Origin of the sequence: Peribacillus sp. FSL M8-0224 (genome assembly GCF_038003055.1) — a bacterium.
Taxonomy (GTDB): domain Bacteria; phylum Bacillota; class Bacilli; order Bacillales; family DSM-1321; genus Peribacillus; species Peribacillus frigoritolerans.
On the sequence record NZ_JBBOOJ010000001.1, the window covers coordinates 1,937,376 to 1,957,122 of the forward strand.

Below are 19,747 nucleotides of genomic sequence, written 5' to 3' on the forward strand. Positions count from 1 at the left end.
TTTGATACACTGTAATAAATCTTAATACGGTGGCGATATTATGTGTGGACGTTTCACTCTTTTCACTGACATAGAAGAAATAAAAGAACGGTTTGATATTCGAGGGTCATTTGATGAGGAATACCAATTCAGCTACAATATTGCTCCCTCCCAATCCGTGCTCTCCGTCATTAATGACGGGGTAAGGAACCGGCTTGGATATCTTCGGTGGGGACTCATTCCTTTCTGGGCAAAAGACGAAAAAGCGGGCTACAAAATGATCAATGCCAGAGCGGAAACCATTGCTGAGAAAGCAAGCTTCAGGAATGCGTATAAGAAGAAGAGATGCTTGATAATCGCTGACTCTTTTTATGAATGGAAGAAGACACCAGAAAGAAAAATACCGATGCGAATAAAACTGAAGAATCATGCTCCATTTGGAATGGCCGGTCTCTGGGAATCCTGGAAATCTCCTGAAGGCATCAGCATCTATTCGTGCTCCGTTATAACAACCGTGCCAAATGAGCTAATGACCAGCATTCATGACCGCATGCCTGTCATCCTAAAGCCAGAAGATGAAAAAGATTGGTTGAATCCTTCCATTAATGATCCTGCATATCTGCAACAGTATTTAAAGTCATTCGATTCGGAACAGATGGAAGCATTTGAAGTATCGACAGATGTAAACTCGACTAAAAATAATACACCTAACCTAATCCAACAAATTTGCTGAGAGTTCATTAGACCTCTCAGAATGTAGACAACTTGATGAAAATCGAGTTTGTCTACATTTTTTTTATGGTTTGTACAATTTGACGTTGCCTCCAGGCACTCGCTTTTTCCGCAGAAGTCTCGTACACCCGCTCCAATCAACTTAGATTCTCTTTATGAACAGTAAGGAGTGCATGTGAAACACTTTAAAAATTAACCCTTGCGAAAATAGACAAAATGCTGTACTGTTATATTTGCTTTTCAAAACGACTTTCGATGTCACGAACTCAGGCAAGTTTCTAGCGTGGCACTTTTCTGGCAGTCATCGTAATTTTAGATAAATTATATAATGTAATCTTCTTATCAAGAGAGACGGAGGGACTGGCCCGAAGATGTCTCGGCAGCGGACTTAAATGGAGTGCTGTGCCAAATCCAGCAGGCTGATTTTCGCCTGAAAGATAAGGAGGGTGTTTTTTATAAATTAAAAGACCTCTTCTTGTTGTTAAATAGAAGGGGTCTTTTTTATGCCAGTTTTTTGCTACAGCTCCATGACTGGATAATCAGGTAGGTTCAAATTGGAGTTATTTGCGAAAACTGTTAATAGAATAGAGCTGTGACACATGTCGCGGGAAAAATAAAAAGAGGTGTACATCATGAGTGCAAACAATAAAGGGAATCCATGGGCATTGATCCCATTTGTCGTATTTTTAATTTTATTTATTGGATCCGGAATCATCACTAAAGATTTTTATTCATTTCCGGTGATTGTAGCGATATCCATTGCATCGGCAGCTGCATTGGCGATGAATCGGAAAGAGACATTCAATGAAAAGGTTGATATCTTCTGTAAAGGTGCCGGTGACGCCAATATTATGTTAATGGTAATCATTTTCCTTTTAGCCGGAGCTTTTTCCGAAGTTGCCAATGGTATGGGGGCAGTTGAATCAACAGTGAATCTTGCCTTAGCTGTTTTTCCCCAAAATCTATTAATGGTAGGAATTTTCATCATCGCTTGTTTTATTTCACTATCCATGGGGACAAGCATGGGAACGATTGTTGCCCTGGCACCTATCGGGGTTGGAATTAGTGAGCAAACAGATATTTCGCTTGCCCTTTCAATGGCGGCCGTTATTGGTGGTGCGATGTTTGGGGATAACCTTTCATTCATTTCAGATACGACAATCGCTGCTGTTCGAACTCAGGGAACGAAAATGAAGGATAAGTTTAAAGTGAATTTTTTCATCGTTTTACCTGCAGCCATCATCACATGTGCCATCCTAGGCATTTTAACGATGGGTGAACAAGCTGACATTTCCCAACAGTCTTATGATTGGGTGAAGATTCTTCCGTATCTTTGCGTATTGGTCACTGCATTGGCAGGAGTCAATGTGTTCTTGGTCCTTTCCATCGGAATCGTATTTGCCGGAATCATCGGCTTGGCTGATGGTAGTTATCAACCGTTGGGTGTCATTCAAAAAATCGGAGAAGGAATGGCGGGAATGTATGAAATCTCCTTCCTTGCCATTTTAATTGCAGGTATGGTTGCTGTAATCAAACATAATGGCGGCATCGATTATCTACTCCACCTTGTGACACGAAATAGCAAATCAAAAAAAGGGGCGGAATTCAGCATTGCGGGGCTTGTTGGTTTAACGAACCTTTCAACGGCAAATAACACGATTTCGATTATCATTGCCGGGCCACTTGCCAAAAATATTTCTGAAAAGTATGGGATTGATCCGCGGAAATCGGCGAGCGTCCTTGACATTTTTGCATGTTGTATCCAAGGGTTGATCCCATATGGAGCACAACTGCTTGTTGCAGCAGGGGTAGCAAAAATTTCTCCGTTAAGCATCTTGCCGTATTCATATTACCCAATCCTGATTGGACTTTGTGGCGTCCTTGCCATCCTGATTGGTTTTCCACGGTTGCAGCCGGGAAATGATGGATCGAAGAACTAAAAGTTAAAACAAACCCCTAAAATTTCATTGAGTTTGTCTACAGTCTGAACACCCTGAATCATTGGATGCAGGGTGTTTTCTGTATGGTAAATACATAAACATAATAAAGTTTTCTCGCACTTATATAGTATCAATCATTTTTCAATTTTTCTGCTTAATTCCGGTCCAAATTAATGATGGTTGTGTGTGAGACAACTGTCATGAATAGAGGACAACACCAACTAAACCGGAAAGAATAATTACATAGGCTGGATGCCAGCGTAATTTCATTAGGGCAAATAACGATAAACCAAAAACGAGTAATAAGCTTATCGTATGCCATGAAAAGTTCACGGCTATCATATGATTGGAAAGTGCTAAACTGATCGCTGCAAAGATGATCAAACTAGTGACAATCGGTCTTAATCCATAAAACATGGATTGAACAACTGGATAATGATTCAATTTGCTGAAAAATGTGGCTATAACGGTTACGAATATAATGGCAGGAAGCAAGATTCCTAGAGCAGATGATATGGCTCCTGCTAACCCAGCAGTCGAATAGCCAACAAGAATGGCACTATTGGCGGTGACAGGCCCTGGGGACATTCCGGAAATGGCGATTATATCGGTGAATTCCTGCGTTGTCATCCATCCATGCTGTGAGACTTCCGATTCTATTACGGGAATCATGGCGTATCCGCCTCCGAAAGATACAAAGCCGATAATAAAGAAGGTGCTAAACAACTCCCACAATTCCATCATTCCATCACATGCTTTCTTAAAAATTAGTTAGACCCTATTTTGATTTACCTATATGCCAGCACCCATGAACGGTTCGAAATCATTTTCTTCTATTTTCCTATCCTTTTTGTCCATTTTGACATCGTAACCTAATTTTCTCTTAATGGAGATGGTCACAATACCCGCTAGAGCTCCCGCTAATATAACCATCACAGGGTGAAGAAAGAAGAGGACAGGAATTCCTACTATTAAAATACAGAAAGTTGATTTGTCTACAACTGCCGATTTTCCTATCTTGATAGCCGCATATGCAATGATGGCTACTATGGAAACTCTGATCGATATGAATGCAGATTCTACCTTCGGATTATCCTGAATGAAAAAATACACAATGCCCAGGAGCAGAACAATAAAAAAGGTAGGTAATGAAACACCGATCATGGCTGCCATTGCCCCCTTCATTCCGGCAATTCGATGGCCGATAAAGGTGGCGGAGTTAATGGCGACAGCTCCCGGTACGGACTGAGATAAAGCAAAAACATCCGTAACTTCTTCGCTTTTCATCCATTTTCTCTTTTCGACCACTTCATTTTCGATTAAAGGGATCATCGCAAACCCGCCTCCGAATGTGACAGGTGCTATTTTAAAAAAGGTCCAAAATAATTGGAATAGAGTTTTCCATTGTCCTTTCATTGACATCAGTCACTTCCTTTGCATGCTTTGTTTAATTCTTATCATTAACATATCAAAGAAAAAGGGCTGGGTAAATTGCAACAAAATCATCGGGTATAACAAAACGTTATACCCAGAAGATTCATCCGTTTTATAAAGAATGCCGCCAATAAATGAATAGCCTTAGAATGTATCTCACTATTTTCATTTCACCATTTACCTAATGATGCTATCATTTTAATAAACTATCTAAAAACATGGAGGTCGTTTTCTTGAAATTGGAAAATCTGAAAATGTTTTGTTTAGTGGTGGATGAAGGAAGTATAAGCCAGGCAGCGAGGTTAAGTTTCCTATCTCAGCCCGCTGTAACACGGCAGATCCATCAACTGGAAAATTATTATAACACTTTGTTATTCGACCGTGAGGAAGGAAGGCTGAGAGTTACAGAAGCAGGAAAGCTGTTATACCCTTTTGCTAAAGCCATAGTAAATGACTTCAACCATTCAAAAGAAGTGATTCAGCAATCGACGGGTAAATACAATGCAAATCTCATTGTAGGGGCTTCCTTGACTATCGGAGAGTATTTGTTGCCTAGCTTGCTTGGGAGATTCAAAAAACAACAGCCAGAAATAAAAGTGACATTGACGATAAAAAATACGCCCCGGGTTTTGGAGGATCTTTCAAACGATGTCATTGATTTGGCCTTGGTGGAAGGACTTGTGGAAAACACAGATTTTATTGTAGACAAGTTCGCCGAAGACGAATTGATATTGGTATGTCCATCCGACCACCCATGGAAAGAAAGAAAAGAAATTCAGCTAGAGGAATTGGGAAATGAAAGGATGATTTGGCGTGAATCCATTTCCGGAACACGGCTTATCGTAGAAAATATGCTAAGGGAGCATGGGATTTTAGAAAAAATTGAAAGCTACATGGAGATTGGCAGTACACAAGCGATAAAAAGTGCGGTTGAAGCTGGACTTGGAATCAGCATTTTGCCAAGGTTGACAGTGGCCAGAGAATTGGAGCAAGGCTTTTTGCGGGAAGTGGATATATACAGAATAAATATGGCAAGAAATTTATGGCTAGTCAGGAAAAACAAGCGTTTTAATAAAATAGGAGTGTCTAAATTTGTTGATTTTCTTCAATAAGGATGGGACGCTGCCTTTGTTCACACTTATAATTGGCAGCATTTTCAGTTTCGTGGTTAACGGCGTAGCCCCGGTAGCAAGCAAAAGTCATGGTAAATTGAATATACCGCATTGATTATAAAAGCTCTTGTCTATCGGGAGGGGAATTTTGAATTTGGTTGTTAAGCCTTCGGTTAGACAAACAAAGGGATTAATGGGCATAATAAAAGATATAATGATGGTTCGGAGATGATATAGCGTGGAGTTAAAGGAAATAAAGAAGCTCGCCGAAGCATTAAATGAAAGCGGTAAACAGCAACTTGTATAATTCTTGCAGTCTCGAACGAAACCGATGTCGGCTCCTATTCGTGCTATTGATGAAATCCAGGTACAAAAGCATAAAGCTAGTCTTGTCTGCCCACATTGCGACAGCCATTTTTTTGTGCGATTTGGTTAATGCGTTATCAAAACAGGAGAGGTGAAACAGTGTTACCGCTGTAAAGCCTGCCATCAAACCTTCAACGACCTCACAAACACACCTCTTCAATGCACCAGAAGACCACATAAATCTAAACGGGCAGTTTTGTTGAACAAGTTGTAAATTTAACATTTTAAAGTAAGAGCATTTCTTTGTAATGAGAAGTGCTTTTTATTTTTGTCAAAATTAAAAAGATATTTCAATAACAATAATAATATAAATAAAAACAATATAAATTTACTGTAATACAATAAATAATATGCTAAAATCATGTTGTCATTAAATAAGTGAGGTGTTTTAAATGAATGTTAAACGAGGTTCAACGACTTTCTTAAAGGTAATTATTTTTCTGGCTGGAATTGCAGTGCTTGCTTTGTGTATCTGGTTGCCTGAGATAGCCGTTAGAGATGCAAGGGTACATCCAGATACGGCTTACTTCCTAATCCCCTTTTTAGTATGTGCATACGGATTCTGTATTGCGTTTTCTGTTGCGTTGTATCAAGCATATAAACTATTAACCTACATCGAAAAGAACAATGCTTTCTCTGAATTATCCCTTAAATCTTTGAAGATTATAAAGAAATGTACTTTTACAGTCATTTTCCTCATTTTGTTAGGAATAGTAAGCTTAAGGGTGCTTGCTAAAGTTACAGGTAGTGATGATGCAGCGGGTCCTACATCATTATGTCTAATGGGTATTTTAGCAACAAGTATCATCGCAGCCATTGTGGACGCACTTCAAAAGCCATTAAAAAATGCCCCAGATATAATGTCAAAAAATAAATGATTAACGGATATGTAAGACTTTGGATTGTCAGCCAGGTTCTTTTTGGAGTACAAAAGCGACGCAGACACTCAATAAAACAGACACAACTAATCTATTTAACTACGGGGACGATAGCTCAATGAACGGCCTTTTCACCAAGGCGGTTTTCTAATGGTCAAATATCAACATTAGAATTTAACATAGCTTTTATATAAATAAAATTGAAGTTACCATTAAAAATAGGAAATATACTTAAAGTCAAATTAATTATAAAATAAATTCATATTATTCTAAAAATTTCTAAAAAATGAGAAAGTTTACTGCTGCAAAATTCGGAATAGATACATGATATCTACTTAGAAAGGGGTATGAAATGTCCAAAATATCTTTTATAAAAGGAATTGTAACCGTTCCCATTGTTTTTGCTTTACTGGCAGGTTCTTCTGTTACAAATGCTGCTTCAGATAAGCCAATGCCGGCAACAGATGCAACAATCTCAGCAAATAAGGCTTTTTATGAACTGTTGAATTTTTCAGACAAGGATGATTTCAAGAATGCACATAAAGGATTCATTGCGCCTTTGAATATGAATCCCATTAAAAATTCAAAAGGTGACGTGGTATGGGATAGTAATCGATATTCATTCATCAAAGAAGATCAGCCGGCAAGCTTTACTGTAAACCCAAGCTTGTGGAGGCAAGCTCAGTTACAAAATATAACAGGCTTATTTAAAGTGGTGGATGGCGTTTATCAAGTTCGGGGTCAGGATTTATCAGTGCTTACCATTGTGGAAGGAAAAACAGGATTAATAGTTTTGGATACACTTTCTACTATTGAAACAGCCAAAGCAGCCATGGAGCTTTATTTTGAACATCGGCCCAAATACCCAGTAAGTGCAATTGTTATTAGTCACAGTCATGCGGATCATTTTGGTGGTATAAAAGGCATTGCTCAATATGCTGAAAATCCAGCTAAAGTGCCGATTATTGTCCCAGCAGGTTTTAACGAAGAAGCGTTAAGTGAAAACATTCTTTTAGGCAATATAATGTCTCGCCGTGCAGGTTATATGTTTGGAAATCTCTTACCCGCAAATGAAAGGGGATTTGTTACTTCTGGTATTGGCCCTGGATTAAGTAACGGAACTTTTAGCTATTTACCTCCAACAATGGAAGTGAAGGATGATATTCAAACGGTGGAAATAGACGGAATAACATTTAAATTTTTATTGACGCCGGATTCGGAAGCTCCATCTGAAATGCATTATTATATCAATGATTACAAAACTTTAGTGGTAGCGGAAAACACCGGGCACACGTTACACAATATTTATACATTAAGGGGAGCTAAAACCAGAGATACTTTAAAATGGGTGAAAGCACTTGATGAAACAGTTGATCTGTTTGGAAACGAGGATATAGATGCTATGGTTACGGCCCATACATGGCCCATATGGGGAAGGGACAATGTTTTGGAGCAGTTGGAGAGTCAGCGTGATTTGTACAAATATATTCATGACCAAACCATACGATTAGCTAATTTAGGTCTCACACCCGACGAAATCGCGGAAAAGTTAAAGCTTCCTGAAAAGTTGGATAAAGTCTGGGCCAATCGGGGGTATTACGGAACATTGAAACATAACGTAAAGGCGGTTTACAACTTTTACTTAGGATATTTCAACGGTAATCCATCCGACTTGGATCCATTACCACAAGAGGAATCGGGCGCTAAATATGTACAATATATGGGTGGAGAAAAGAAGGTCATTAAACAGGCAAAACTTGATTATAAAAAAGGGGAATATCGCTGGGTGGCTCAAGTCTTAAAGCATGTAGTCATGGCTAACCCCAAAAATACAGAAGCAAAAAATTTACTGGCTAAAGCTTATGAGCAATTAGGATACACAGCAGAATCTTCTGTGTGGCGTAATTTCTATCTTACCGGCGCAGATGAGTTAAGGAACGGCGTGGCGGACTCGAAGGGAAGTGGCGGAATGATGAATCTCGATACGCTGCTCAATATGCCAATGGATGATTTCCTGAAATTCTTGTCCATTAAATTAAACGGAATAAAAGCGGAAAATAAAAATATGGCATTCCATTTAACATTTACAGATTCGAAAACCAATTACACGATCGATCTGAATAATTCTGTTTTAAACTTCAGAAAAGGGAAAATGGCGTCCACCCCTGATGCAACATTAACATTAGATAAAATGACCTTCTATCAGATTGCTCTGGGACGTGAAGATTTATCCAAAATGGAAGCAGCCGGTAAAGTTGCGATTTCCGGTGATAAAAATCAGTTTGAAGATTTCCTGACTTTGCTGGATCAATTCCAACCAAAGGTTAATATCGTAACTCCGTGATAATCAACCACTTCATATTCTGAAACCAGGATGGATCGGTTACCCACGAGTCTACTTAGCAGTCTCGTGGGTTTGAATGTATTAATTATTCCTGTAGGCATCCTGTTTCGTTTTTATTTTTTTATAAAACGCTCCTAATAGTTACAGAACAAAAGTCAATAACCGTAAAAAGAAAATTTCAAGTTTTGTAATTCGAAAGGAATTGTAAGCGCTTCCTATGCGATTGAGGTTTTGTGAAAATATGAAAAAATGGAGTGATGGGGAATGCAGTTATATGCAAGTAATAAACGAAAAATAATGATTAGCGGCCTTTTATTTGTTGGAATGATTTTAAGTTTTTTTGATCGCGTTGCCATAAATGTCGGGATTATTCCTATTGCAGAAGAGTTTCATCTCACTACATCCCAGACAGGTATTTTAATTAGTATATTTTTTGTTAGCTACTCACTCATGCAACCGCTTGGTGGATGGATGACCGATAAGTATGGCGCCAGGGTCATGGTTACTGTTTCTTTGTTTAGTTGGTCCTTGTTCACTGTAATGACTGGGTTTGCTTGGTCATTTATGTCTTTATTATTCATCCGTTTTCTGTTCGGGTTAGGTGAAGGGCCTTTCTATCCTGCCAGTATGTCCACTATAAGAGATAACTTCCCGGAAGAAGAACGGGGCCGGGCAAATTCGTTTTTCCTGTCTGCCCAAAATATTGGCGGGATATTAGGTACTGCACTTGCTGCTTCCATGGTGGTGGCATTCGGTTGGCGGGGCATGTTTACCATTGCCGGAATTCTAGGGATATTGGCTTCTTTCGGAACTTGGTTCATTCTCAAGCCTCAAGGAAATCAAGAGGTTAAAAAAGACAAACCGAAACAAAAAAAGGTTGCTCTGAAACTGTTATTTAAAATCGAAAATATTTGGAAACTCATAACATTCAAGTTTATATCAAATATTATCAACTATGGTTTGATCACTTGGATGCCTATATATTTGGTTAAAGAAAAAGGAGTGGATTTAATAGCCGCCGGAGGTTTATTGGCAATCCCTTATATTTTTGGTTTCTTGATGTTTAATGTAAGCGGGTGGCTTCTGGATAAACATATGGCTAACCGGGAGAAGTATCTTGCCGCTGCAGGCGCTTTATTATCGGCAATTTTTCTCTTTTTAATGTCTAACGCCACGTCTATAGGACTTATCATCACGTATCTCACCCTCAACTCCGTAGCACTGTCTTTCTTTGGAACCGTTCTATATACGATCATCATAAAATACTCACCAAAGGAACTAACGGGCTCTGCCTCCGGACTCGTAACTTTCGCCGGTCAAATTGCAGGTGCGGTATCTCCTTTAGCCCTCGGTTTGATTATCAGTCTGTTTAATGACTCCTATAATGCCGCTTTCCTGTTTTTGGTGATAATAGCGTTATTGGGAACGATTGTTGCCGTATCTATTAAAAATAATCAGGCACAACCCGCTAAAGAATACGAAAAAACATCTACCATTGTTTAAAACTGGATTCTGCTTTTGAGAATACAGCTTGAGGTGTTCTGATTCCACTTCTCTAAAATTGAAAGGGCTTTCTGTTCGAGGTATGATAGTAGTATTAGGCTAGAAGGAGAATAAACCATGAATATTGAACAATTGGAATATATCATCAAGGTAGCCGAGGTTAACTCGATTTCCACGGCATCAGAAAGCCTCCATATCTCTCAATCTGGAATCAGTATGGCCATTACGAGTTTGGAGAAGGAATTAGGTATAAAAATCTTCAAGCGGTCAAGGTTAGGAACCATACCTACAGAAGACGGAAAGGAAATCATCCAGAAAGCTCTTGAAGTATTAAGCAAATTGGAAGAAATAAGAGACAGTGCCCAAATACATTCAGATACGATGGAAAAAGAGTTGCGCCTTTCATCAACACAAGGTTTATTTCTAACGGTTTTGCCTAAATCCTTGGCCTTATTTAAGAAGAAGTATCCCGAGGTGAAAATTGTCATTGAAGAAAAAGGGGGACAAGAGATAACCGAAGAAGTACGGAATGGTAAGATAGACATCGGGCTATTGAATATCCCAAAGGTTAAACCCAAAGAAATTGAGTTGGAATTCCAACCTTTGATGGAAGCAAAAGTGATTGTGATGGTCAGTAAGAACTCCCCTTTAGTGAACCGTAAAAGCATAACCCCACAAGAGCTGATGGACCAAAATTTGGTCATTTACAATGGACCAAGAATGAAGTCGTTCATTAAAGTTTTTTTTGATCATTACGGTGAGATGAATATTTTGTTTTTCACAAATAATACAGAGATCATCAAAAAAACCGTCGCTGAGGGGTTAGCGATTGCCTTTTCTTATGATATTGGAGTTAACAGCGACCCCTATTTCCTAAGCGGGGAACTTGTGGCCATTCCTTTGGTGGAGCTGGAAAATAGTACAATGGAATTCGGTTACGTTCGCTCTAAGAAACAGTATTTTTCAAAAGCTGCCAGGGAGTTTATTAAATGTCTCGAATTTTACACCACTCTTAAATATTAGTTTCCTATGATGATAGGGAACTAATATTTTTTTTGTTTACATCAATTTTTTTTATATTTACATCATATATCCTTATTTTACTTAAATATTATTTACATTTAAAATTAATTTTATAACATTTAAAATATTTAAAAAGTAAGACGAAAATAAAAAGCGAAAGGGGAAACTTATGGTTACGACCCAGGAAGAGAAATTAGAGGTACTTCAAATAAAGTTGCAGGATTTCATCCAAAATGAACTGCTTCCATATGAACAGGAGCATGGCTTGAATGCTGAAGAGGATATTCCGATGGAAGCCATAAAATGGGCAAGGAAACGATCCAGGGAATTGGGCTTTTACGGAATTAACCTCCCTGAAAAATATGGTGGACAAGATGTAAGCTTAAAAGGATTATGCATGTTCAAGGAAGAATTGGCACGTTCCGGAGCGGTTTTATGGGGGCAGGTTATAGGGGAGATTGGCGGGCCGCTAAGAATTGGTCAGATGTTGGAAAGTTTTACACCGAAGCAAATAGAAAAATATGTGATGCCCGTTGTGACGGGAGAAGTGAGTTGCTGCTTTGCCCTTACAGAACCAAATGCCGGATCCGATGCCTTCGCTATCGAAACAACAGCCGTTAAAGACGGCAATGATTATATATTAAACGGAAAAAAACATTTTATCAGTGCTGCCCCCTATGCTGATTTCGCCATTGTCATAGCGAAAGAAATCCGGAAAGGAGAAAAAGAAAGGATCACTGCTTTCCTAGTTGATAAAAAAACACCCCAACAGCCGGGGTTTGAACTAGGAGACATCCAAGTTCCCCTATCAGGAGAGCGCATACATGCTGAATTGAATTTCAATCAATGTCGGGTACCTGCCGCCAATATAATCGGTGAACCAGGAAAAGGATTGCTGCTCGGATTAAAAAGAATAAACACAAATCGCGCATCCCATGCCGCCGGCTTCATCGGAATGGCTCAACACCTACTCGATTTATCTATTGAACATGCTAAAACGAGAGTCCAGCATGGCCGGCCCATCGGTGACTTCCAGGCAATTCAGCATATGCTCGCAGAAATGGCGACGGAAATCTATGCAGCAAAGTGCATGGTCTATGATGTGGTTGATAAAATTGATCAAGGAAAAGAGGATCGGGCCGGTACGTCCATGGCCAAGCTGTTTGCTTCAGAGGTAAATAGCCGTGTGGCTGACAAGGCCATCCAAATCTTTGGCTCCAAAGGCTTGGCAAAAGGGCATCCAGTAGAAAAAATGTACAGGAGTGCAAGGATGTATCGGATTCTGAGCGGAACCTCAGAGATTCAAAAAAATACAATTGCCAAAGCACTATTAAAAGGGTGAAAACCTTTTCGGGGGAGGAAAAAATACATGCTGCATAAGTTGACATTTCAGTCACTGATGAATAAAGGAATGAAACGATTCGGCGACCTGCCGGCTATTACCTTGTTGCCAAACGGAGAAACGATAACCTACGACGAGTTATGGAAGAAAACAGAACTTATCACTTCTTATTTACTGCGTTTAGGTGCAGGAAGGGGCGTCCGCATAGCGACCATCATTCCAAACAGTTTGGAAAGTGTGATGTTTGGTTTGGCCGTCCAGCAATGCGGGGCTACCTTGGTGCCATTAAGTGAAAAACTCGGAAAACGAGAAATACAATTCATTTTAAAGGAAGCAAAACCAGAAGTGGTCATAATTGCTACACAGACACACTTTGACACCTTCTTAGAGTATTTGGAAGAAATAAAGAAGGAGGATGTCCATGTTATTGGGCTCCCTGGCTTTAATAGTAATTATCCGGAGGAGTTTGAACTGTTTAAATGGCCTGGTGAAATAAATAATTTAGACTTGCCAATAGCTGAAGAAGATGACATTGCCCTTCTGTCCTATACAGGCGGGACGACGGGTACACCCAAAGGCGTCATGCATTCCCAGAAGGGACTCGGCGCCGCGATACTTTCTGCAGCTATCGAAGACCCGCTGGACGACCGTGACCGGGTATTGCTAAGTACGCCCATTGTGCATTCAGCCGGTTCACTACTTTGGAGATCCCTTGTTTCGGGCGTCCATGTTTATGTGATGGGCTCATTCGACGCTGCAGCATTCATACAGGCGATAAAGGAACACAAAATTACGACGACATTCATGGTACCGACCATGTTATACAGGCTTCTTGATCAGACCAAGAAGATGGAATATGATATGAGCTCCATGCGCAATATCTTCTACGGTGCGTCACCTATTTCACAGAAGCGCCTAAAAGAAGCTTTTGAAGTATTCGGGCCTATCATGCGCCAGCAATACGGCATGACAGAATGTAATATTGTCATTTCAAGACTATCGAAGAGCGCTCATGTATGGGCTTATCATAATAATCCGGAAGTTTTGAAAAGCTGTGGAAAACCGTGCATTCTTACCGAAGTTCGACTGATTGATGAGAATGGAAATGATGTAAAACCAACCGAGTTTGGAGAAATCATCGTAAAGTCACCAGCCATGATGGTTGGATATTATCAAAGACCGGATCTTACCCGTGAATACATCCGTGATGGCTGGTTCTACACGGGGGATATTGGTAAATGGGATGAAAGCGGTTACCTTTATATTGTAGACAGGAAGAAAGATATGATCATTACAGGCGGGATGAACGTATATTCTTCAGAAGTGGAGCGAGTGGTGAACCAGCACCCTTCTGTTGCATTGAGCGCATGCATTGGCGTTCCCCATCCAGATTGGGGAGAAGTAGTGTGTGTCGTGATAGCATTGCATGAAGGATTGAGCTGTACTAGTGAGGAATTAATTGATTTCTGCAAACAACGGACCTCTAAGTATATGGTTCCTAAAATTGCCTATTTTCTTGATAAGTTCCCATTAACGCCTATTGGAAAAATAGATAAAAAAGAATTAAGAAAGATGTTTTCACAAGGTATTCTAACCATTTAGCAAAATTGAGACTTATAGCAAATATAAGATAGAGCAGAGGAATGCAAATAAGCCTCGCACGTTTACCTGGAATCAGGACGTGTGAGGCTTTTATGTGCTATATCCAAGATGTGTTTGGAATATGAGTATAATTAACGTTGCAGTGAACGTTAAATGAAGTGAGGAAGTATGAGTATTATCTATAGGAAATGATACTGATATATTTTATTTTTCGATTGATTCCACCAATTCATGAATGAAAAAAATGAAGTGTTAGGATATAATATATTATTGTATTGGAGATTCATTGTGGAATTTCCTTTTTTTTACGGGCTTCTTTTGTTTATCTTCTCGATGCACGGGGAAATAAATTATAGTTGTATATGTTTTTATAATAATAATCAGAGTTAAGTAGAGGGGTTTGTTTTAATGGAATTCTTAGAAAAATTTATTAGTGAGGCTAATGGTGTGTTATGGTCTTCCATATTGATCATCATGTTGGTTGGATTGGGTCTTTATTTTAGCATCCGCACGAAGTTTGTCCAATTCAGAATGGTAGGGGAAATGTTCAGGCTTTTGGGAGAAGGGGCCACTGCGGATAAAAAAGGTGTAACATCCTTTCAGGCATTTTGCATAAGCACGGCATCGCGGGTAGGAACGGGTAACCTTGCGGGTGTTGCCATCGCGATCACGACGGGCGGACCTGGAGCCGTTTTCTGGATGTGGTTAATAGCATTGATCGGATCTGCTTCCGCATTCATTGAAAGTACACTTGCTCAAATCTATAAAGTCAAGGATGGGGATGCATTCCGCGGCGGTCCTGCTTATTATATGGAAAAGGCATTGAATGCCCGTTGGATGGGAATCACTTTCGCTGTGTTGATTTCGCTTACATTTGGATTGGCTTTCAACTCGGTACAAGCCAATACGATTACAAGCGCATTCAATGAATCGTTTGGGATTGAAAAGTGGGTTACGGCAATCATCTTGGCTATGGTCACGGCTGTCATCATTTTTGGCGGGATCAAAATGGTTGCAAAAGTCTCTGAAGTCATCGTTCCGATCATGGCAGGAGCCTATGTAATAGTGGCGTTGATTATCATCATCATGAACATTACCGAGTTACCTGGTGTTTTTGCTTTGATCTTTGAAAGTGCATTCGATGGAATAAAAGAAGTGGCTGGCGGAGTACTGGGAGCTGCCATGATGCAGGGAATCAAGCGCGGCCTATTTTCAAATGAAGCCGGGATGGGTAGTGCACCAAATGCTGGTGCGACGGCTGATGTCAGTCATCCCGTCAAACAAGGGCTCATTCAGTCTCTAGGTGTTTTTGTCGATACGCTCATCATTTGCAGCTCGACAGCCTTAATCATTTTGTTTTCCGGTCTTTATACATCGAAGGAAACGGACGGTATCGTCCTTACCCAAAATGCCCTCGGAACGGCATTGGGATCTTGGGCAGGAATTTTCCTTGCCATTATCGTACTTTTATTCGCCTTTAGTTCCATTGTGGGCAACTATTATTATGGAGAGTCGAACATCGGCTTCATCAATGAAAATAAGGTTTGGCTGAATGTCTATCGTGTCGCAGTCGTAGGGATGGTGATATTCGGTTCGCTTGCCTCACTGGATTTTGTTTGGGGACTGGCTGACTTGCTTATGGCCCTTATGGCCATTATCAACCTGATTGCCATAGCATTGCTAGGGAAAATTGCTTTTGCTGCATTGGCGGATTATCAAAAGCAAAAGAAAAGTGGGAAAAATCCAGTTTTCCATGTGAACAATATTAAAGGTTTGAAGAATGTGGAATGTTGGGGTGACCCATCCGATAATGTGGATGTGAAGAAGGAAGCCTAAATTCTCATTAAGCTTACAAGTAAGTCCTTGAAAGGGGTTTTTACTTGTAAGCTTTTTTGTCTTTTCCCTCCTTTTTTCATCATTATTGAATATTGCTTCGTTTTTTACACAAAATACCTTTGTCTTTAATACTGCAATGATAATTTAAAAACTAGGAGTGAAAAAATGGATAGCAAGCAATCAAAAAATGAATCTTCAGAAGTTGCCGGGAGAATATATGATGTCAGCGATTATAAACGGGAAGACCCTTTATCTTCTGGACTGGCTCGAACCCACGAACAAGTCTCGGATACTTATGTGGAAGGCGAGATAAAGGCAGTCATTGATGATGTAAATGGAAGAGATATTGAGATTACAAAAGAAAAGGAAGAAAAGTAATACTGGGATTTTTGTTTTAGGAAGGATTATCGCCCGCTATTTTTAAGATATATCGGTTAGATCCCCTAGCTTCAGGAAAGCAGAAGCTAGGGGATAATTAATTAATAAATCTTTTCTGTCTCCAAATTTTGAAGCAATTCTTCCTTCGTTCTTGGGAAAAGGTCCCTTTCTGCAAGATTCCTTGATTGAAGAAGGGCTTGAAACATTTCAAAAACCCACGGTTTCTCCAGATGTGCCTGCAGCAAAACGTCTTCATCATGGAAAACGGAAACAGGGTCCCCATGATATATGACCTTACCATCGTTCATGACCACGACCTCATCAGCCCATTGGTAAGCTAAATTAACATCATGAGTTGAGAGGATTATCGTTTTGTCAGGGTGGTGAATACTGTCCAGCAGATTCATGATCTGTCTTGAGAAATAAGGATCCAATCCAGCGGTAGGCTCGTCCAGGAGCCAGACATCGGGTTCCATGGCAAGTACCCCTGCGATGGCGACCCGTTTTTTTTGCCCAAGGCTCAAAAAATGGGTAGGTCTATCTTTTAGTTCGGTTACTTCCGTTTCAGCCATTGCCCAATTTACTTTCTCCTGGACTGCAATTCTATCCCATCCTAAATTCATTGGTCCAAACGATATATCCTGTTGTACATTAGCGGAAAAGAGCTGAGAGTCGGGATCTTGAAAAACGATACCGACTTGCTTTCGTAATGATAATAATGCTTTCCGGTCATATTTTATTTTCTTGCCCTTAAATCTGATCTTTCCTGCAGTAGGTTGTAATAGACCATTTAAATGGAGGAATAAAGTCGATTTGCCAGCACCATTATTTCCTAATAATGCAATTTTTTTACCTTGTTGGATCGTTAGCGAAAGTCCTTTTAAAGCGAAGGTTCCATCTGCGAATTGATGGGTGAGGCCTTCTATATGAAAAATATGCTCGTCCATTGTTGGGTTGCCTCCAATTTACAAATATCCATTAATAAGGATTAAGCTTCCTAGTATGACAATCGCGATCAGCCAATTGCGTGAGGAATAGGTGTAAGTATCCTCGATATAGGAAAGGTTCTCCTGATAGCCTCTTGCGTTCATGGCCATCGTCAACTGTCCAGAGCGCTGCAATACTCCTAAAAATAATGATGAAATTAGTAATCCGAGAGATCGAATGCCTTTCCTAAATGAACCATACCCCAGCCGTGAAGCTTGTGATTGGTGAATGGCCAGAGCCGTATCTAAAAAAATAAAGATGAATCGATAGGTCAATTCTATTAAATCGACCAATAACGAAGGCACTTTAAGTTTTCGCAGCACGGATAGGATGACGGTAATGGGTGTAGTTAAGGTAAGGAAATATAAACAGCTGATGCTGCAGAATACGACAGTGATCAAATTGGCCACCGTACCAAAGCTGTCATCGCTGATGAATATTTGCCAATTCCCGATCTTCCAGGACCACCATATATTCGAAATCGAAGTGAATTTACTAGTGAAAGAAAAAAGGATGGTAATGGTTCCTGATAGTATAAAAAATCCTGGTAATAGGAGTAATTTAAGATAATAAGAAAGCGGGATTTTTGCCGCGAAAATGATTAAAGCGCTCATAACCGTAAAAGTGATGAGCGAAACGGCCATATCCCTTACCGTTAACGAAAACAGCAAAAGGGAGAGTGCAAAAACCATCTTTTCCAACGGATGTACATCCTTTAGCCCATTGAAATAGGCATATTTATCAATGAGTAACATGCTTCGATTTTTCGGCCAATTCTTGTTTGGTTTGCTTATTCCTTTGTCTCATCACACCAATGAAGTATCCAATGAAACCGGCTCCGATTGCAGCTTGAAGCGCAAATAATAAGCTTTCGGTTTCTGCACCTGGCGGCTCCCAAATACTGTTGAACCATGGCTTGTATTCCGGATGGATCTTAGTGATGGCTTCCTCAGCTTCGCCATCGGCACCGCCAAATTCCGTTCCTTGTTGGGTGATCAACGGTATGGTAGCAAGAATGACGACCAGGAAAAGCAGCAGTAAACTTTTTTTCATATTAACGGGCCTCCTTAGATAAAACTCGCAGCAATTTCAATTCGCCTAGATTGTATTTTTTCAAGAAATTCATCACGACGACTGTCAATAACCCCTCACTGATCGCTAAGGGAATTTGGGTCAGGGCAAAAATCCCTGCAAATTTACTGAAAGAGGCCATGAATCCTCCAACCTCGGAAGGGAAAGCAAGAGCAAGTTGAACGGAAGTTACTACATAGGTGCCCAAATCCCCAAAAGCAGCTGCCAAGAATACGGCAAGTGAAAAAGACCACCCCAATTTAGTTGCGCCCTTGAAGACAAAGTAAGCAATGAACGGTCCGCAAACGGCCATGGAGAATGCATTGGCCCCTAATGTTGTCAATCCTCCGTGTGCCAGTAAAACAGCTTGAAATAACAGAACGATGGAGCCGACGACACTCATGGCCAATGGTCCGAATAGTATGGAACCTAAACCAACTCCGGTAGGGTGCGAAGAACTTCCCGTAACGGAAGGAATCTTTAGGGCCGATAATATAAATACAAATGCGCCCGATAGGCCTAGTATCATTTTTGTTTCTGGGTTTTCCCTTACTTTGGACCTAATGGACCGGTACCCCAAGATTAAAAATGGAAGCGACACGGCCCACCAGAATATAGCCCATTCTATGGGTAAAAAGCCCTCCATGATATGCATGGCCAATGCCCGTTTCGGGACAAAAAGCAGTAAAATGACAAAATAAATAATTTTCCAATTGGTTCTTTTCATTCTTTCTCCTTTCAACACTTTTAATTGTTCTGATCAATCTTGAGAAGAAAAGCGGCGCCCAAACTAAAAAGCACTTCTCTCAAAGGAAAGAAGTGCGTAATGAACAGGAATTTTGCAGCATGAACCAACCTTGGGCCATTCTGCCTGATCCGCACGCCCATCCTCGTAGGCTGAAACAGTTTCACGCTTCATGGCAGGTCTCCTGGCTTTGGTTCATCATCCCATTACATCCTTCCCATCTCATTTGACAGTGGATTAAAGTTAAAGTAATGGAACTTCCCTTTACAGTGGCGGGACCGCTCCGGATTTTCACCGGCTTCCCTTTTAAGCTGAATTCCGAGAAATTCAACACCATGAAACTTATGTAATTATTTAGAAAATTCTCGTATAGTGTACCATAAAGAAATAATTCCAGCTACACTATCTTTTTTTTTTGGTCGAAGTTTGTTGCGAGGAAAGGATTGTAACTGGTTTTACACGTTTAAACTTTTCT

General features: G+C 40.1%; 18 protein-coding genes, 1 pseudogene and 2 riboswitches. Of the genes and pseudogenes, 12 read left to right on the top strand and 7 right to left on the bottom strand.

Translation table 11 applies throughout. The annotated features are described in order from the left end of the window. The first annotated feature begins 40 nt into the window (after positions 1 to 40). Positions 41 to 712 (top strand): SOS response-associated peptidase, encoded by a 672-nt coding sequence (locus tag MKX49_RS09310; RefSeq protein ID WP_340876208.1) that lies wholly within the window; start codon positions 41 to 43, stop codon positions 710 to 712. Between the two features lie 335 nt (positions 713 to 1,047). Then, a riboswitch (SAM riboswitch) is annotated at positions 1,048 to 1,155 on the top strand. A 188-nt stretch (positions 1,156 to 1,343) separates the two neighbouring features. Beyond that, the gene (locus MKX49_RS09315; protein WP_340876209.1) at positions 1,344 to 2,651 is read left to right on the top strand and encodes a Na+/H+ antiporter NhaC family protein; all 1,308 of its coding nucleotides are present in this window, start codon (positions 1,344 to 1,346) and stop codon (positions 2,649 to 2,651) included. Positions 2,652 to 2,849: 198 nt separating this feature from the next. Here MKX49_RS09315 and MKX49_RS09320 read toward each other — a convergent pair whose 3' ends face one another. Beyond that, on the bottom strand, positions 2,850 to 3,395 hold the full coding sequence (locus MKX49_RS09320) for a chromate transporter (RefSeq protein ID WP_226990396.1): 546 nt from the start codon (positions 3,393 to 3,395) through the stop codon (positions 2,850 to 2,852). A 48-nt stretch (positions 3,396 to 3,443) separates the two neighbouring features. Further along, positions 3,444 to 4,073 (bottom strand): chromate transporter, encoded by a 630-nt coding sequence (locus tag MKX49_RS09325; protein WP_340876210.1) that lies wholly within the window; start codon positions 4,071 to 4,073, stop codon positions 3,444 to 3,446. A 245-nt stretch (positions 4,074 to 4,318) separates the two neighbouring features. Here MKX49_RS09325 and MKX49_RS09330 point away from each other — a divergent pair, with 245 nt between their 5' ends. From MKX49_RS09330 to MKX49_RS09375, 10 genes and pseudogenes are all read left to right on the top strand, one after another. After that, a complete protein-coding gene (locus MKX49_RS09330; RefSeq protein ID WP_252269780.1) occupies positions 4,319 to 5,197 on the top strand; it encodes a LysR family transcriptional regulator in 879 nt (292 codons plus the stop codon). 238 nt (positions 5,198 to 5,435) lie between these two features. Beyond that, a pseudogene (locus MKX49_RS09335) lies at positions 5,436 to 5,741 on the top strand (transposase); the annotation flags it as partial. A gap of 214 nt (positions 5,742 to 5,955) precedes the next feature. After that, positions 5,956 to 6,441 (top strand): DUF2975 domain-containing protein, encoded by a 486-nt coding sequence (locus MKX49_RS09340; protein WP_323598039.1) that lies wholly within the window; start codon positions 5,956 to 5,958, stop codon positions 6,439 to 6,441. A gap of 352 nt (positions 6,442 to 6,793) precedes the next feature. Further along, entirely contained in the window at positions 6,794 to 8,785 is a 1,992-nt protein-coding gene (locus MKX49_RS09345; RefSeq protein ID WP_340876212.1) for an alkyl/aryl-sulfatase, read from the top strand. Positions 8,786 to 9,049: 264 nt separating this feature from the next. Further along, a complete protein-coding gene (locus MKX49_RS09350; protein WP_340876213.1) occupies positions 9,050 to 10,288 on the top strand; it encodes an MFS transporter in 1,239 nt (412 codons plus the stop codon). Positions 10,289 to 10,405: 117 nt separating this feature from the next. Then, entirely contained in the window at positions 10,406 to 11,311 is a 906-nt protein-coding gene (locus tag MKX49_RS09355) for a LysR family transcriptional regulator (protein WP_323598037.1), read from the top strand. A gap of 169 nt (positions 11,312 to 11,480) precedes the next feature. Next, positions 11,481 to 12,653: an acyl-CoA dehydrogenase family protein gene (locus tag MKX49_RS09360; protein ID WP_340876214.1), complete on the top strand. Its 1,173-nt coding sequence runs from the start codon at positions 11,481 to 11,483 to the stop codon at positions 12,651 to 12,653. 27 nt (positions 12,654 to 12,680) lie between these two features. Beyond that, positions 12,681 to 14,255: a class I adenylate-forming enzyme family protein gene (locus MKX49_RS09365; RefSeq protein WP_340876216.1), complete on the top strand. Its 1,575-nt coding sequence runs from the start codon at positions 12,681 to 12,683 to the stop codon at positions 14,253 to 14,255. A 408-nt stretch (positions 14,256 to 14,663) separates the two neighbouring features. Further along, the gene (locus MKX49_RS09370) at positions 14,664 to 16,091 is read left to right on the top strand and encodes an alanine/glycine:cation symporter family protein (protein WP_340876218.1); all 1,428 of its coding nucleotides are present in this window, start codon (positions 14,664 to 14,666) and stop codon (positions 16,089 to 16,091) included. 165 nt (positions 16,092 to 16,256) lie between these two features. Continuing rightward, positions 16,257 to 16,469, top strand: a complete 213-nt coding sequence (locus tag MKX49_RS09375) for a YozQ family protein (protein WP_289351859.1) — start codon at positions 16,257 to 16,259, stop codon at positions 16,467 to 16,469. 101 nt (positions 16,470 to 16,570) lie between these two features. On the opposite strand, the gene MKX49_RS09380 is transcribed toward MKX49_RS09375, so the two are convergent. The 5 genes from MKX49_RS09380 to MKX49_RS09400 all read right to left on the bottom strand — a co-directional run bounded on the left by MKX49_RS09380 (position 16,571) and on the right by MKX49_RS09400 (position 19,446). Further along, positions 16,571 to 17,416 carry an energy-coupling factor ABC transporter ATP-binding protein gene (locus tag MKX49_RS09380; protein ID WP_340876220.1) on the bottom strand — a complete coding sequence of 282 codons (846 nt, stop codon included), beginning with the start codon at positions 17,414 to 17,416 and terminating at the stop codon, positions 16,571 to 16,573. Positions 17,417 to 17,434: 18 nt separating this feature from the next. Beyond that, a complete protein-coding gene (gene cbiQ, locus MKX49_RS09385; protein WP_034312519.1) occupies positions 17,435 to 18,211 on the bottom strand; it encodes a cobalt ECF transporter T component CbiQ in 777 nt (258 codons plus the stop codon). Further along, a complete protein-coding gene (locus MKX49_RS09390; RefSeq protein WP_137018444.1) occupies positions 18,198 to 18,509 on the bottom strand; it encodes an energy-coupling factor ABC transporter substrate-binding protein in 312 nt (103 codons plus the stop codon). The genes cbiQ and MKX49_RS09390 overlap by 14 nt, the downstream gene beginning before the upstream one ends. A 1-nt stretch (position 18,510) precedes the next feature. Next, on the bottom strand, positions 18,511 to 19,254 hold the full coding sequence (locus tag MKX49_RS09395) for an energy-coupling factor ABC transporter permease (RefSeq protein WP_048679235.1): 744 nt from the start codon (positions 19,252 to 19,254) through the stop codon (positions 18,511 to 18,513). 63 nt (positions 19,255 to 19,317) lie between these two features. Next, the gene (locus MKX49_RS09400) at positions 19,318 to 19,446 is read right to left on the bottom strand and encodes a hypothetical protein (protein ID WP_260088844.1); all 129 of its coding nucleotides are present in this window, start codon (positions 19,444 to 19,446) and stop codon (positions 19,318 to 19,320) included. Continuing rightward, positions 19,430 to 19,625, bottom strand: a riboswitch (cobalamin riboswitch). (Overlaps the previous gene by 17 nt.) Positions 19,626 to 19,747: the final 122 nt, after the last annotated feature.

Excerpts from the sequence above, each read along its gene's own strand:
- MKX49_RS09310 (WP_340876208.1), top strand. The coding sequence starts at position 41 with ATGTGTGGACGTTTCACTCTTTTCACTGACATAGAAGAAATAAAAGAA.
- MKX49_RS09315 (WP_340876209.1), top strand. The coding sequence starts at position 1,344 with ATGAGTGCAAACAATAAAGGGAATCCATGGGCATTGATCCCATTTGTC.
- MKX49_RS09320 (WP_226990396.1), bottom strand. The coding sequence starts at position 3,395 with ATGATGGAATTGTGGGAGTTGTTTAGCACCTTCTTTATTATCGGCTTT.
- MKX49_RS09325 (WP_340876210.1), bottom strand. The coding sequence starts at position 4,073 with ATGTCAATGAAAGGACAATGGAAAACTCTATTCCAATTATTTTGGACC.
- MKX49_RS09340 (WP_323598039.1), top strand. The coding sequence starts at position 5,956 with ATGAATGTTAAACGAGGTTCAACGACTTTCTTAAAGGTAATTATTTTT.
- MKX49_RS09345 (WP_340876212.1), top strand. The coding sequence starts at position 6,794 with ATGTCCAAAATATCTTTTATAAAAGGAATTGTAACCGTTCCCATTGTT.
- MKX49_RS09350 (WP_340876213.1), top strand. The coding sequence starts at position 9,050 with ATGCAGTTATATGCAAGTAATAAACGAAAAATAATGATTAGCGGCCTT.
- MKX49_RS09355 (WP_323598037.1), top strand. The coding sequence starts at position 10,406 with ATGAATATTGAACAATTGGAATATATCATCAAGGTAGCCGAGGTTAAC.
- MKX49_RS09360 (WP_340876214.1), top strand. The coding sequence starts at position 11,481 with ATGGTTACGACCCAGGAAGAGAAATTAGAGGTACTTCAAATAAAGTTG.
- MKX49_RS09365 (WP_340876216.1), top strand. The coding sequence starts at position 12,681 with ATGCTGCATAAGTTGACATTTCAGTCACTGATGAATAAAGGAATGAAA.
- MKX49_RS09370 (WP_340876218.1), top strand. The coding sequence starts at position 14,664 with ATGGAATTCTTAGAAAAATTTATTAGTGAGGCTAATGGTGTGTTATGG.
- MKX49_RS09375 (WP_289351859.1), top strand. The coding sequence starts at position 16,257 with ATGGATAGCAAGCAATCAAAAAATGAATCTTCAGAAGTTGCCGGGAGA.
- MKX49_RS09380 (WP_340876220.1), bottom strand. The coding sequence starts at position 17,416 with ATGGACGAGCATATTTTTCATATAGAAGGCCTCACCCATCAATTCGCA.
- cbiQ (WP_034312519.1), bottom strand. The coding sequence starts at position 18,211 with ATGTTACTCATTGATAAATATGCCTATTTCAATGGGCTAAAGGATGTA.
- MKX49_RS09390 (WP_137018444.1), bottom strand. The coding sequence starts at position 18,509 with ATGAAAAAAAGTTTACTGCTGCTTTTCCTGGTCGTCATTCTTGCTACC.
- MKX49_RS09395 (WP_048679235.1), bottom strand. The coding sequence starts at position 19,254 with ATGAAAAGAACCAATTGGAAAATTATTTATTTTGTCATTTTACTGCTT.
- MKX49_RS09400 (WP_260088844.1), bottom strand. The coding sequence starts at position 19,446 with ATGAAGCGTGAAACTGTTTCAGCCTACGAGGATGGGCGTGCGGATCAG.